Origin of the sequence: Amycolatopsis sp. NPDC101161 (assembly GCF_044768185.1) — a bacterium.
Classification (GTDB): domain Bacteria; phylum Actinomycetota; class Actinomycetes; order Mycobacteriales; family Pseudonocardiaceae; genus Amycolatopsis.
On the sequence record NZ_JBIWPI010000001.1, the window covers coordinates 1919824 to 1933152 of the forward strand.

At 73.1% G+C, this 13329-nt stretch carries 14 protein-coding genes; 3 read left to right on the forward strand and 11 right to left on the reverse strand.

All coding sequences use genetic code 11. The annotated features are described in order from the left end of the window. Positions 1-23: 23 nt before the first annotated feature. The gene (locus ACIRSS_RS09385; RefSeq protein ID WP_400892584.1) at positions 24-767 is read right to left on the reverse strand and encodes a sulfite exporter TauE/SafE family protein; all 744 of its coding nucleotides are present in this window, start codon (positions 765-767) and stop codon (positions 24-26) included. Between the two features lie 85 nt (positions 768-852). Here ACIRSS_RS09385 and ACIRSS_RS09390 point away from each other — a divergent pair, with 85 nt between their 5' ends. From ACIRSS_RS09390 to ACIRSS_RS09400, 3 genes are all read left to right on the forward strand, one after another. After that, positions 853-1617, forward strand: coding sequence for an AraC family transcriptional regulator (locus tag ACIRSS_RS09390; protein ID WP_400892586.1), 765 nt, complete (start codon positions 853-855; stop codon positions 1615-1617). A gap of 80 nt (positions 1618-1697) precedes the next feature. Continuing rightward, positions 1698-2615, forward strand: coding sequence for a diiron oxygenase (locus tag ACIRSS_RS09395; RefSeq protein ID WP_400892588.1), 918 nt, complete (start codon positions 1698-1700; stop codon positions 2613-2615). A 1-nt stretch (position 2616) separates the two neighbouring features. Then, complete coding sequence (locus tag ACIRSS_RS09400) at positions 2617-4089, forward strand: FAD-dependent oxidoreductase (RefSeq protein WP_400892590.1); 1473 nt, start codon at positions 2617-2619, stop codon at positions 4087-4089. Here ACIRSS_RS09400 and ACIRSS_RS09405 read toward each other — a convergent pair. From ACIRSS_RS09405 to ACIRSS_RS09450, 10 genes are all read right to left on the reverse strand, one after another. Beyond that, a complete protein-coding gene (locus ACIRSS_RS09405) occupies positions 4072-4611 on the reverse strand; it encodes a pyridoxamine 5'-phosphate oxidase family protein (RefSeq protein WP_400892592.1) in 540 nt (179 codons plus the stop codon). The genes ACIRSS_RS09400 and ACIRSS_RS09405 overlap by 18 nt on opposite strands. Before the next feature lie 2 nt (positions 4612-4613). After that, complete coding sequence (locus ACIRSS_RS09410; RefSeq protein ID WP_400892594.1) at positions 4614-5114, reverse strand: winged helix-turn-helix transcriptional regulator; 501 nt, start codon at positions 5112-5114, stop codon at positions 4614-4616. Between the two features lie 74 nt (positions 5115-5188). Continuing rightward, the gene (locus tag ACIRSS_RS09415) at positions 5189-6328 is read right to left on the reverse strand and encodes a M20 family metallopeptidase (RefSeq protein ID WP_400892597.1); all 1140 of its coding nucleotides are present in this window, start codon (positions 6326-6328) and stop codon (positions 5189-5191) included. Further along, entirely contained in the window at positions 6325-7311 is a 987-nt protein-coding gene (locus ACIRSS_RS09420) for a ketopantoate reductase family protein (protein WP_400892599.1), read from the reverse strand. The genes ACIRSS_RS09415 and ACIRSS_RS09420 overlap by 4 nt, the downstream gene beginning before the upstream one ends. After that, positions 7304-8083 (reverse strand): SDR family NAD(P)-dependent oxidoreductase, encoded by a 780-nt coding sequence (locus tag ACIRSS_RS09425; protein ID WP_400892602.1) that lies wholly within the window; start codon positions 8081-8083, stop codon positions 7304-7306. The genes ACIRSS_RS09420 and ACIRSS_RS09425 overlap by 8 nt, the downstream gene beginning before the upstream one ends. Then, on the reverse strand, positions 8083-9366 hold the full coding sequence (locus tag ACIRSS_RS09430; RefSeq protein ID WP_400892605.1) for an MFS transporter: 1284 nt from the start codon (positions 9364-9366) through the stop codon (positions 8083-8085). Before ACIRSS_RS09430 ends, ACIRSS_RS09425 begins: the two co-directional genes overlap by 1 nt. Next, entirely contained in the window at positions 9363-10250 is an 888-nt protein-coding gene (locus ACIRSS_RS09435; RefSeq protein ID WP_400892607.1) for a polysaccharide deacetylase, read from the reverse strand. Before ACIRSS_RS09435 ends, ACIRSS_RS09430 begins: the two co-directional genes overlap by 4 nt. Next, positions 10247-11263 carry an Lrp/AsnC family transcriptional regulator gene (locus tag ACIRSS_RS09440; RefSeq protein WP_400892609.1) on the reverse strand — a complete coding sequence of 339 codons (1017 nt, stop codon included), beginning with the start codon at positions 11261-11263 and terminating at the stop codon, positions 10247-10249. Before ACIRSS_RS09440 ends, ACIRSS_RS09435 begins: the two co-directional genes overlap by 4 nt. A gap of 412 nt (positions 11264-11675) precedes the next feature. Further along, the gene (locus tag ACIRSS_RS09445; RefSeq protein ID WP_400892612.1) at positions 11676-12617 is read right to left on the reverse strand and encodes a carbohydrate kinase family protein; all 942 of its coding nucleotides are present in this window, start codon (positions 12615-12617) and stop codon (positions 11676-11678) included. Then, positions 12614-13285, reverse strand: coding sequence for a class II aldolase/adducin family protein (locus tag ACIRSS_RS09450; RefSeq protein WP_400892615.1), 672 nt, complete (start codon positions 13283-13285; stop codon positions 12614-12616). Before ACIRSS_RS09450 ends, ACIRSS_RS09445 begins: the two co-directional genes overlap by 4 nt. Between the last annotated feature and the right edge of the window lie 44 nt (positions 13286-13329).

The window sequence follows — 13329 nt, forward strand, 5'->3', positions numbered from 1 at the left end:
ACGCCGAGGCCACGCGAGCCGGTTCACGTCAGGACGGCCACCAGTGCCGCCCCGAGCAGCACCAGGTAGGCGACGGCGTGCGCGCGGTCCGGGATGACCGGTGCCCACCGCCGCAGGACGGCGATCGTGGGCAGGGATCCGGCGAGCAGCAAGCCCGCGGCGACCGTGTCGACGGCCGACGGGCCGGGGGCGAGCAGGTAGACGGCCGTGGCCACGGCGGCGACCGGCAGGCTGAGCGGGTTGGCCAGCGCGGTCGCCTCGCTCATCGGCAGGCCGTGGCGGCGCAGCAGCGGCACGGTCAGCACGCTGCCGCCGACCCCGAGGAACGCCGCGACCGCACCGATCCCGGCCCCGCCCGCGGACGCCGTGCCGCGGCCGAGCGGACGCGGTGCCCCGCCGGCGAGGAAACCCCGCCGCAGCACGCTGTCCACGATGGTCAGGCCGAGGTAGGCCGCGAACAGCGCGTGCAGCAGGCCGTCGGCGACCCGGGTGGCGGCCAGCGCGCCGAGGCCCGCGCCGAGCGCGACGAAGCCGCCCAGCGGCCAGACGTACCGGCGGCGCAGCCGGCCTGCCCGGACCACGGTGACCGTCGCGCCGAGCGCGTTGACCAGCATCACCGCGGCGGACGTCCCGACCGCCACGTGCATCGCCCCCGTCACCGCGTAGATCACCGGCACGGTCACGAATCCGCCCCCGAAGCCGAAGAGCGCGGTCGTCACGCCGGACAGGATCCCGAGTCCGAAAAGGACGGTCAAGGTGGTGGGCACGTGGCTCGACGCTACGGCGCGCGGCCGTGGCGGGCATTCGCCGATCGGCCAGATCCTTCCGAGTTCCGGCCACTAGGCTCGGGGAGTGCGCAACGTCCCGATCGACACCGTCGACGACCTCGACCGCGACGTCGTGGCCATCGGCACCGACTACCCGCCCGGCCACGTCCTCGCCGAGCACCGCCACCGGCGGGCCCAGGTGCTCTACGGCGTCACCGGGTCCATGCGGGTCGACACGGCGGACGGGGCGTGGACCGTCCCGCCGCAGCGGGCCGTGCTGATCCCGGCGGGGGTGGCGCACGCGGTGCGGATGGACGGCGTGAGCACGCGCAGCCTCTACGTCGAACCGCGGGCCGTCCCGTGGTTCCCGGCCCGCTGCCAGGTTGTCGACGTCTCGCCGCTGCTGCGTGAGCTGCTGCGCGAAGCCGTCGACGTCGAACCGCGGTACGCCGCGCGCGGGCGGGACGCCGCGGTGCTGCAGCTGGCGCTGCACGAGCTGCGCCGGGCCGCGCCGCTGCCGCTCGACCTGCCGCTGCCCGCCGACCCGGCGCTGCGGCGGCTGTGCCAGGACTTCCTGGCAGCGCCGCGGATCGACGTCCGGCCGGCGGCGTGGGCCGCGCGGCTGCACGTCGCCGAGCGGACGCTGCACCGGCGGTTCCGCGCCGAGACCGGCCTCGCGCTCGCGCCGTGGCGGCGCCGGGCCTGCGTGCTGCACGCGTTGCCGCTGCTGGCCGCGGGCACCCCGGTGGCGGAGGTCGCGGCCGCGCTCGGCTACGCGGGCCCCGGGGCGTTCACGACGATGTTCCACGGCCTGCTCGGCGTCCCGCCGAGCGAGTTCCGCGGCCGTTGAGCCGACGGGTGTGCACCGGATGGATATGTGTTACGGTTGGTAACAGTGAATTCGGGTAACACCTGACGAGGAGGTCGGCGATGACCAGCATCAGCGAACGCGAAGCGGAGACTGCAGCGGCTTCGGACCGCGAGACGACCGCGCGCCGGCTGCTGGACTCGTCGGAGCAGCTGTCCTACGACCCCGTCAAGGAGGTCGACTGGGAGACGCCGCTGGACACGGGCTTCCACGGCGCGAGCCCCGAGTGGAGCACGCTCTACGGCACGTCCTACTGGGCCGATATGACCCCGGAGCAGCAGCGCGAGCTGACCCGCCAGGAGGCGGCGTCGGTGGCCAGCACCGGGATCTGGTTCGAGATGATCCTGCAGCAGATGATCCTGCGGGACTTCTACGCCAAGGACCCGACCGACCCCGCGTTCCAGTGGGCGCTGACCGAGATCGCCGACGAATGCCGGCACTCGATCATGTTCGCCCGCGGCGCCGCCAAGCTGCGTGCGCCCGCCTACCGGCCGCGCCGGTTCGTCGTCGAGGCCGGCCGGATCTTCAAGGCGACCGCGACCGGCGAGGCGGCCTACGCGGCGATCCTCGTGGCCGAAGAGGTCCTCGACGTCATGCAGCGCGACTGGATGCGCGATGAGCGCGTCGTCCCGTTCGTGCGCACGATCAACAACATCCACGTCGTCGAAGAGTCGCGCCACATGAAGTTCGCGCGCGAGGAGACCCGCCAGCGGCTCGAGGGCGCCGGCTGGGTGCGGCGCCAGGTCAACGCGCTGGTCGTCGCGATCGCGTCCTACGTCATCGTCGGCAGCATGTGGAACGCCAAGGTGTACGAGAACGCCGGGCTCGACGGCAAGCGCGCGCGGCGCGAGGCGAAAGCCAACGAGCACCACAAGTCGATGCTGCGGTCGAGCTGCTCCGGGCTGATGGAGTTCCTGCACTCCGCCGGGCTGCTCACCAAGCCGTCGCTGTGGTTCTACAAGCGCGCCAACCTGATCTGACATGGCGTTCGCGATCACCCAGACCTGCTGCGCGGACGCGTCCTGCGTGTCGGTCTGCCCGGTCAACTGCATCCACCCGACGCCGGACGAGCCGGACTTCGGGACGACCGACATGCTCTACGTCGACCCGGCGACCTGCATCGACTGCGGTGCCTGCGCCGACGCCTGCCCGGTCGACGCCATCTTCCCGGCCGGTGACCTCACCGGGCCGCTGAAGGTCTACGAGGAGATCAACGCGGAGTTCTTCGCGGGCCGGGACGTCCTCGCCGCGGCGACCGTCGCGCCGAACTTCCACCGCTGGTCGCCGCCGGAGTTCGGCCGCGTCCTGCCGAGCGACTTCGCGCCGCTGGACGTCGCCGTCGTCGGCACCGGCCCGGCGGGCATGTACGCCGTCGAAGACCTGTTGCTGCACACCAACTCCCGCGTCACGCTGATCGACCGGCTGGCGACGCCCGGCGGCCTGATCCGCTACGGCGTCGCGCCGGACCACCCGTCGACGAAGAAGATCGGCGAGACCTTCGCGCGGTTCCACGACCACCCGCGGCTGCGGCTGCGCCTGGGTACCGAGGCCGGTCCCGAGCTGGCCGAGCGGCACGACGCGGTGATCTACGCGGTCGGCGCGACGGAGGCCCGCCGCCTCGGCGTCCCCGGCGAAGACCTGCCCGGCAGCCTGCCCGCCGCGACGGTGGTCGGCTGGTACAACGGCCACCCGGACGTCGCGCCGGACGCCGTCGACCTCTCGGCCGAGCGGGTGGTCGTGGTCGGCACCGGCAACGTCGCCCTCGACATCGCCCGGATCCTGACCGCCGACCCGGAGTCGCTGGCCGGCACGTCCCTGGCGCCGGCCGCGCTGGCCCGGCTGCGCTCGAGCAAGGTGCGCGAGGTCGTGCTGCTGGCCCGGCGCGGGCCTTCCGACGCCGCGTACACGCGCTCGGAGCTGCTGGCACTGGCCGCCCGCGGCGACCTCGTGGTGGACGCGCACGACCCGCGCGTCGCCGAAGCCATCGACGTGGCCGCGCCCGGGGACAAGGCCGCGCTGCTGCAAGGGATTCCGCGCGAGGCGGTGGACTGGTCGTCGCCGCCCCCGGACGGCGCGCGCCGGGTCGTCCTGCGCTTCCACTCGGCCCCGCTGGAGTTCACCGGCGACACGGAGGTCCGCGGGGTCCGCGTGACCGGCGACGTCGAGATCACCGCCGGCCGCGTGGTGCGGGCGGCCGGGTTCCGGGGTGTCCCGGTGCCGGGCCTGCCCTTCGACGAGGGCACCGGGACCGTGCCGAACGACGCCGGGCGGGTCGAGCCCGGGACCTACGTGGCCGGGTGGATCAAGCGCGGCCCGTCGGGGGGCATCGGCGCGAACAAGGCGTGCGCCCGCGAAACGGTCGGCGCCCTGCTCGAGGACGCAGTCGCCGGGCGGCTGCGGACCGGCGGCCGGCGCCGGGGACGTGTGTTCGGGCGGTCAGCCGCGCGACGGTGAGTGGCTGGTGTGGGTGAATTCCACTGTGGACAGCATCGAGGCGTCCGTCGTCGAGCGGCGGCGGCCGAAGGCGAGCACCTTCGCCGGTTCGACCGCGAACACGGCCACGTCGTCGTGGCCGCCCTGCCGGAACCCGTTGTCGGTGGCCTCGTAGACCCAGCTGCCGTCCCACTTGGCCAGCCACGCCTCGGCGAGCCGCTCCAGCCGCGCCCGGTCGGTGACGCGCCGGGCGACGCCTTCGACCATCACGTCGAGGGCGTCGTCCCAGGAGTCGCGCCCGGTGGTGAGCACGACGTTCGGGTTCGCGGCCAGGTTGAGGTACTTCTGCTCGGTCTCGCCGGTCGCGAAGTGCAGGACGTCGTCGAGCCAGATCGCGACCAGCGGCGTGACGTGCGGCCGTCCGTCGGCGCGCACCGTGGTGAGCCAGCTGATCTGGGCGTTCTCGAGCGCGTGCGCGGTTTCGGCCCAGCCGGTGGCTTCGGTGCCGGGGTCGCTGAACCGTTCGTCGAGCCGGGTTTCCATGGTCACTCCGTTCGTCGGCCGCCGGCGGCGGCGTAGGCGGCGTCCAGGCGCGCGGCGACGGTCGGGCCGCCGGGCGCCGGTCCGCGGCGGGTGCCGAGGTGGGTTTCGCGCAGTTCGTCCATGAAGGCTTCCCACAGCGGCGGACCGCCGTCGGTGAGCACCCGGGCGCGCGCCGCGTACGCGTCGGCCACCGGCAGGTGCCGGACGCCCCACGAGCTGAGCTGGGCGAGCACCGGGACCAGGTCGATCGCGCGTTCGGTCAGGCTGTAGGTGACCTTCTGCTTGTGCGACGGGTCGCCGGACCGGGTGAGCAGCCCGTGCTCGACGAGCACGGCGAGCCGGTCGGCCAGCACGTTCGACGAGATCCGTTCCTCGCCGCCGAGCAGCTCGCGGAAGTGCCGCGCGCCGCCGAAGACGACGTCACGCAGGACGAGCAGCGTCCACCGGTCGCCGAAGATCTCCAGCGACAGGTTGATCGGACACTTCGACCGGGCTTCGCGCACTGCTCTCACCTCGGAACTGGTTGCGTTACGAGAGCAGTATTACCCGTCGAAGACCGGTTGTAAACCGCAAGCGGTCAACCGGCGAGCTGGTGCAGGACGGCGGCCGCCAAGGCCGTCCGCTCCAGCATCCCTTCGACGCTGATGTGCTCGTGCCGGGCGTGCGCGCCGTCGCCGACCGCGCCGAAGCCGTCCAGGACGGGGTGGCCCAGCGCCGCCACGAAGTTGCCGTCGCTCGCTCCGCCGACCGAACACTCCCGCAGCGTGACGCCCAGTTCCGCGGCCTGCTCGCGAGCCAGTTCGTAGAGCCGCGCGATGGCGTCCGACCGCTCCATCACCGGCCGGTTCCAGCCGCCGGTCACCTCGACCGTCGCGCGCGGGTCGTGCGCCTTCAGCGCCGCGAGACCCGCGTCGATGCGCGCCGCCTCGGCCGCGCTGGACACGCGGACGTCGACCTCGCCGGACGCCGCGCCCGCGATCACGTTCTGCCGGGTGCCGCCGCTGATCACGCCGACGTTCACCGTCGTTCCGGCGTCCACATCGGACAGTCCGTGCAGCGCGAGCACCGCGCGGGCCAGCTCGTCGACCGCGCTCGCGCCCTTGGCCGGGTCGAGCCCGGCGTGCGCCTCGACGCCCTTCGCGTGCACGTGGAAGAGGCCGACGCCCTTGCGCGCGGTCTTCACCGCGCCGTCGGCGCTCGCCTCGAACACCAGCGTCGCGCGGGTGCCCGCGGCGGCCTCTTCGATCACCGGGCGGGACGCCGGGCTGCCGATCTCCTCGTCGCCGTTGAGGACCAGCCGCACGGCCGGGCGCGGCAGGCCGGCCGCGTCGAGCGCGCGCAGCGCCCACACCGCGTGCACCAGGCCGGACTTCATGTCGAAGATGCCGGGGCCGGTCGCGCGGTCGCCGTCCACGGTGAACGGCCAGTTCGCGAGTGTCCCCAGTGGCCACACCGTGTCGTAGTGGCAGAGCAGGAGCACCGGCTCGCCGGTGCCGGGGAAGTCGTAGACCTTGATGTCGCCGTACCGGCCGCCGTCGACTTCCCGGACCTGGCCGGGTTCGCCGAGGCGTTCGCGCAGCCAGCTGTCCACCCAGGACAGTCCCGTGGTCAGGGCGCCCTTGTCGTCGCTGGGCGTCTCGATGCCGACGTAGGCGGCGACGTCGGCGAGGAGGTCGTCGCGGTACGCGCGCACCCATTCGTGCAGTTCGCGGATCACAGCGTTCGCTCCAGTTCGGCGAGGTGGTCTTCGGACATCGGCGCGGCGCCGGTTTCGACGTCACGCAGCCGCCTCAGCATCGCCCGCAGCAGCGGGACCTCCGCCGCGGCGAGCACCGGCGCGTAGTGGTGGTGCACTTCGATCGGGCGGTGCCGGACGGCGATGTCGCGCCAGATGCCGCTGCGGTCCTTCGGCTGGGTTCGCAGCCACGCGACCAGCCGGTCGGTCGCCGCGTCGCGGCCGGACGCGCCGGGCAGGTACGCGGCCGGGTCGAACTGGTCGAACGGCTCCAGGACGCGGTCGCCCGCCGCTTCGAGGACCTCGGCGGCGAGGGCGTGCATGAGGGGGCGGTGCCGGTCGATGAGGTCGGCCATCGGCGCGTCGGCCAGCGCCGTCGTCGTGAGCATCGCGCCGAAGCCGAGCTTCGCCCACAGGTAGCCCTCGACGTTGGCGGTCGCCTTCGCCGGGCCCCAAGCCTGCAGGTCGGCGACAACCTCCTCGACGCGGTCGCTGATCCGGCCGTCCGGCTCGCCGACGACCAGCGCGCCGAGCCCGCCGTCCCGCACGACGCCGGGCTCGACGACGTCGGCGAAGAGGTTCACGAACGCGCCGACTGTCCGTTCCGGACCGACGTGCGCGGCGATCAGTCCTTCGTTGAGCCCGTTCTGCAGGGACAGGACGAAACCGTCTTCAGCCAGCCGCGGCGTCAACCAAGGCAGCACGGTCTCGGTCGCCTGGGCCTTGACGGCCAGCAGTACGCGGCCGAGCGTCGGCGGGGCGTCCTCCGGCAGGAAAGCCGGCAGCTCCACGGTTTCGTCGCCGTCAGGGCCGCGCAGGGTGAGGCCGCGGTCCGCGATCGCGGCCACGTGGGCCGGGTCGGTGTCCACAATGGACACCGGGTGGCCGGCGCGGGCGAGGTGGAACGCGAGCGTCCCGCCGATCGCGCCGCCGCCGACCACGGTGTACGAGCGCCGGTCAGACATGCGCTTCCTTTCCTTGCTGGACGGACGTTTCCCCGTCCCAGTGCAGCGGCAGGCCGGCCGCCCCCGCCGTCGAACCGCCGTCGACGCGCAGGACGGCGCCGGTGATCCAGGCGGCTTCCGGGCCGGCGAGCCAGTACACGGCGTCGGCGATCTCGCGCGGCTCGCCGCGCCGTCCGAGGGGGTTGACCGACACCGCGGCCGCGTAGGCCTCGGTGACCGGGTTGGCGTCGCTGTCGACGGTGACGAAGCCCGGGCTCACCGCGTTCACGCGGATGCCGTGCGGGCCCAGCTCGACCGCGCAGGCCTTGGTGACCATCTCCAGGGCGGCCTTCGACGTCGCGTAGTGCGCGGCGCCGGGACGCGCCCGGGTGGCCGCGCCGGAGGAGATGTTGACGACGGCGCCGGTGGTTCCGGCTTCGACGTGGGCGCGTCCGAACGCGACAGTCGTGAGCAAGGCGGCGCGCACGTTGACGTCTTGGACGCGGTCCCAGACCGCCGCCGTCAGCGCCAGCAGGGGAGTGGCGGGGTAGATCCCGGCGGCGTTGACGAGGACGTCCACCGCGCCGGCCCGCTCGACGAGCCCCTCGGCGTAACCGGCGTCGGCGAGATCGCCGGGCAGTTCGACGACCTCGGCCGGCAGCCCCGCGGCCACTGTGGACAGTTCCGCCGCGCGGAGGTCGGCCAGGACCAGGCGGTCGCCGGCTTCGGCGAACCGGGCCGCGATCGCGGCGCCGATGCCGCCGCCGGCCCCGGTGACGAGCACGGTCCGCACTACAGCTCCTTCCCCTTGGTCTCCGGCATGGTGAGGTAGACCGCGACGCCGATGAGCGCGGCGACGGCGACGTAGACCCACACCAGGTTCCCGAGGTGGTTGGCGTTGAGCCACGTCGTGACGTACGGCGCGGTCCCGCCGAAGAGCGCCACGGCGAGCGCGTACGGCAGGCCGATGCCGGTGGTGCGGACCTCCGGCGGGAACTGCTCGGCCATGATCACCGCGCAGTTCGCCGAGTACCCGACGATCAGGACCAGGCCGATCAGCTCGATGGCGAAGACGCTCCAGAAGCTGTTGCCGAGGAAGTGGAACGCGGGCCACGCGAACACCACGAACCCGCCGGCGAACGCCGTCATCGTCGCCTTCCGCCCGATCCGGTCCGACAGCAGGCCGCCGAAGGGCAGCAGCGCGATGAACACGACCATGGCCAAGGTGTTGGCCAGCAGCGCGGTCTTGAGCGGGATGCCGGTGGCCAGGTGGGCGTAGGCCGGCATGTAGGACACCCACACGTAGTAGATCAGCGTCCCGGCGATCGTCACGCCGGCGACGCGCAGCGCGGCCTTCGGGTGGTCGCGCAGCATCGCCACCAGCGGGTTGCGCCGCGGCTTCGCGCTGATCCTGCGGAACGCCTCGGTCTCGTGCACCGACACCCGCAGCCAGAGGCCGACGAGACCGAGCAGGCCGGCGAGGCCGAACGCGAGCCGCCAGCCCCAGCCGCGCAGGTCGGCGTCGGACAGCGTCGAGTTGAGGATGGTGCCCATCAGCGCGGCCAGCAGGGATCCCAGGCCGACCGAGACCTGCTGCCACGAACCGGCGAACGCGCGGCGGCCAGGTGCGGCCGACTCGATGAGGAACGCCGACGACGAACCGAACTCGCCGCCCGCGGAGAAGCCCTGCACGAGCCGGGCCAGCAGCAGCACGATCGGGGCGAGCACGCCGATCTGCGCGTACGTCGGGGTCAGCGCGATGAGGATCGACGCGCCGGCCATGAGCGAGATGGTGAGCGTCAGGCCCTTCTTGCGGCCCCGGCGGTCGGCGTAGGCGCCGAGCACCGCGCCGCCGATGGGCCGCATCACGAACCCGACGGCGAACACGGCCAAAGTGGACAGCAGTGCCGTGGTTTCGTTGCCGCCGGCGAAGAACTGGCCGGCGAAGACCGGGGCGAAGGTCGCGTAGACGGCCCAGTCGACCCATTCGACGGTGTTGCCGACGGCGCCGGCGACGATCGCCTTGCGCTGGTGAGCCGTCAAGCGGTGGCTGACGACGGTGTCCACAGTGGTCATGGCTGCTCCTGGCGGACGTGGTCGACGATCTGCGCGTGCGTGGCGAACCAGACGCCGTCGTGGCCGGCGATGTGGTCGAGGAGCTCCGCCAGGATCGCGAGGCGCGAGCGGTGACCGATGATGTGCGGGTGCATGGTGAGCTGGAAGAGGCCGCCGTCGGCATACGCGGCGTCGAACTCGTCGCGCCAGATCGAGAGCACGCCGCGCGGCGGGGTGTACGGCCGCAGCGAGGCGAACCGGTCCATCATGAAGTACGGCGCGTCGTCGCGGATCCACTCCACCGGCAGCTCGACGATCCCGGTCGGCTCGCCGTGCTCGAGGAGTTCGTAGCAGTCGTCGTCGGCCATCAGCGACGAGTCGTACGCCAGGCCCAGCTCGCGCGTGATCGCGAGGGTGTGGGCGGAGAAGTCCCAGGACGGCGTCCGGATCCCGACCGGCCGCGTGCCCGCCAGGCCCTCCAGGACGTCGGCGGCGCGGAAGGCGAGGTCGCGCTCCTCGGCTTCGGTGAGCGCGGTGTTGCGTTCGTGGATCCAGCCGTGCAGCGCCACTTCGTGTCCCGCGTCCACATAGGACTTAACTTCGCCCTCGTGCAGCAGCGCCGACACGGCGGGCATGAAGAACGACGCGGGGGCGTTGTACTTGCGCAGCAGCTTGAGGATGCGCGGCACGCCGACGCGGGCGCCGTACTCGCCCTGCGCCATCTTGCCGGGCAGGACGTCGCCGTCGCGCAGGGAGGGCGTCTCGTGGTCGGAGTCGAAGGACAGGGCGACGGCGACCTTCGCGCCGCCGGGCCACGACGCCGGGCGCAGCGGGCGCCCGGCGCGGACGTGGTCGACGTGCCCGCGCCACGTCTGTTCGTCCCACTGCCACGGTCGGTCGGTCATGCGTCCTCCAAGCTGGCGGCGGGGGTCGGGGCCCACGCGCGCTTGAGCGTCGAAACCTGCAGGGTCACGTCGGCCTCCCGGAGCCCGGGCAGCGCGCCGACGACGTCGGTGGTGTGGCGGTAGAGCTCGGCGTAGTGGCGCAGCACGATCTGGCCGACGAGGTTGAACCGCCCGGTGGTGGCGGAGAGGTACTTCGTGCCGGGGTGGGCGGCGAGCTGCTGCCCGGCGCGGTCGAGCTCGCCGGGGACGATCGAGAGCCAGAGCATGAACTCCAGGGCGTAGCCGAACATGGCGGGCTCGGCGAGCGTCCGGAACCGCAGGCAGCCGCGCCGCACCAGCGAGTCGACGCGGCGGGCCACAGTGGACTCGCTGGTGCCGACCAGTTTGGACACTTCCTTGAACGGCAGCCGGCCGTCTTCGCCGAGGGCGGCGCAGAGGGCGAGGTCGAGCTCGTCGAGCTGCTCGGGCGGGCGTTCCCAGTGCTGTTCTTCGAACGGCCGGACGTCCCCGCCGCGCAGGTCCTTCGCGGCCTCGGGGGTCAGCTCGCCGGAGTCCCAGTCGTGGTTGGACGTGAAGGTCCGCATAACGGCGAAGGTCTCGGCGTCCCGGATGGCTTCGGCGGCGGGGAAGCCGTTCTCCTGCAGGCCGGCGATGTCGGCGTAGGAGGGGAGGACGAACTCGGCAGAGCAGTCGGCGCTCCCGGCGAGCACGCTGGCGTACCGCACATCGGGCCGGGCGGCGAGGGCCTCGGCAACGGTGCCGGCGGCGCCGGGCCGGCACTTCAGCCGGGCGATGACGGGCACGCCGAGACCGCAGCGCAGGACATCGACGACGCCGATGACCCGCAGGCGCCCGCTCTCGGTGAGCTTTTCGGCCCGCCGCAGCACGGTGGACTCACTGGCCCCGACGTGCCGGGCGACAGCACCCCAGGACGCCCGGCCGTTGAGCTGTAGCGCCGCCACGATGCGGCGGTCCAGCTCCGAGGTCTTGGCTTCGTTCTGCACAGGAGGCATCCTGAATGCAGGATATCGTCAAGTCAAGGGGTGGCGATGCAGGAAATCTGCAGATCACGGTGGCTGCAGGCTCTGCGGGTCGCCGTGGCCCGACCGCGACGCGCCAGGTGGCGAAGCAGTATGGACCTGCAGCTGGGTGGTCTGCGTGCGCGCTTCGAGGGCGACGAGCTCCGAAGGCTTCGGTCGTGCCCGTCGCGTCGAGTCGGGTTCGAACGGCGGAGCAAGCGGGAGGGCTTCGTGCGCTGGCGGCCGACGCCGTGACCCTCGGGCAGGGTTTCCGGCCTGTGTCCTGGCCAACCGGAGCGCTGCAGGGACAGTTCGTCCGCGGTGTCCAAAGCGCCCGAGCTCATCGGGGCCCGACCGCTGTCGCTGCAGTGCCGCGCCGAGGTTCAGCCGCGAAGCCGTACGTCACTCAGTCGATCGGGAGCACCGGTGTCCGCGCCGCGAAGGTGTCGGCCGCCGCCAGGTCGAACTCGCCGTGGTCGCTGCCCAGCCCCTGCGCGACCAGGCCCGCCGCCGCGCAGCCCAGTACCGCCGCCTCGCGCAGGGACCGGCCCAGGCCCACGCCGCGGAGGAACCCGGCCGAGAACGCGTCGCCGCAGCCGGTCGTGTCGATCACCGGGACCGCGAACGCCGGCACCGCGATCGTGTCCCGAGGGGTCACCACCAGTGCTCCCCGCGCACCGCGCGTGACCGCGACGCACCCGACCCCGCGTTCCAACAGGGCGTGGGCGCCGGCTTCCAGGGAGACCGCGCCCGTCAACCCGAGCACCTGCTCCTCGTTCGGCAGCAGGTAGTCCACAAAGGACAACGCCGGGTCGATCCAGGCGAGCACCCCCGGATCGCCGGGTGCCAGCAGGTCGGCGGACGTCACCACGCCGGCGGACCGAGCCGGGCCCAGCAGGGACGCCGCCGCGGCGCCGCCCATCAGCTCCGGTCCGCCCAGGTGCAGGTGGGTCAGGCCGGCCAGCGACGCGGCCGGGAACTCCGACGGCTCGTAACCCAGGTTCGCACCCGGCACGTGGAACGCGGGCCGGGTGCCGTCGGGCCGGATCGGGAGCACCGACGCCGACGTCTGCACCCCGGAACGCCGCAGCACCAGCGACGTGTCGACGCCGTACTTCGCGAGCATCGCCAGCAGCAGGTCGCCGATCGGGTCGTCGCCCACCGCGCCCGCGGAACGCACTTCGGCGCCGAGCTTCGCCAACGTCACCGCCGTGCCCGCCGCCGTCCCCGCCGGGCCGAAGCGGATCTGCTCCACCAGCGCCGCGCCCTGGCCCTCCGGGATCGCCGACACCGGCCGGACCTGCACGTCGAACACGTGCGCCCCCAGCGTCACGACGGTCTGCGTCACTCGTCCTCCAGCCGCCGCGGACGGCCGTAGCCGCGCCGGACCGCCGCGGTCACGACGGCTTCCTGCTGCACGTCGTCCAGCGCTCGCGGCACGCCGAGCGTCGCCGCCCGGACGTACAGACCGCACGCCCACTCCAGCAGCAGCGCGTGGTCCATCGCCGCCTCCAGGGTCGGGCCGTGGACGATCGCGCCGTGGTTGGCCAGCAGCGCCGCCGCCTTCCCCTCGAGCGCCGCGAGGGTGCCCGCGGCCAGCTCCGCCGACCCGAACACCGCGAACGGCGCGACCCGGACGGACCCGCCCAGCGCGAGCTGCTGGTAGTGCACGCAGGGCAGCTCGTCGAGCACCAGGGACACCGCGGTCGCGTGCGGGGAGTGGGTGTGCACCACCGCGCCCGCGCCGAAGCGCCGGTAGATCCCCAGGTGCAGCTCCATCTCCGACGTCGGCGCCAGTTCGCCGTCGACGACCCTGCCGTCGAGGTCGACGACCGTGACGTCCGCCGGCCCGGCCGTGCCCAGCACGACGCCGGTCGCGGTCACCGCCACGTGGTCGCCGGTCCGGACGCTGACGTTGCCCGCGGTGCCGACCAGCAGGCCCTCCGCGGCGAGGCCGTTGCTCGCCCGGGCCACCGCCCGCCGGGCGTCGTCGAGCACCGAACTTCCTGCTGCCATGGTCCGAGGCTAGGATAAACCCGAAACAAAGTCACGTTCAGGTT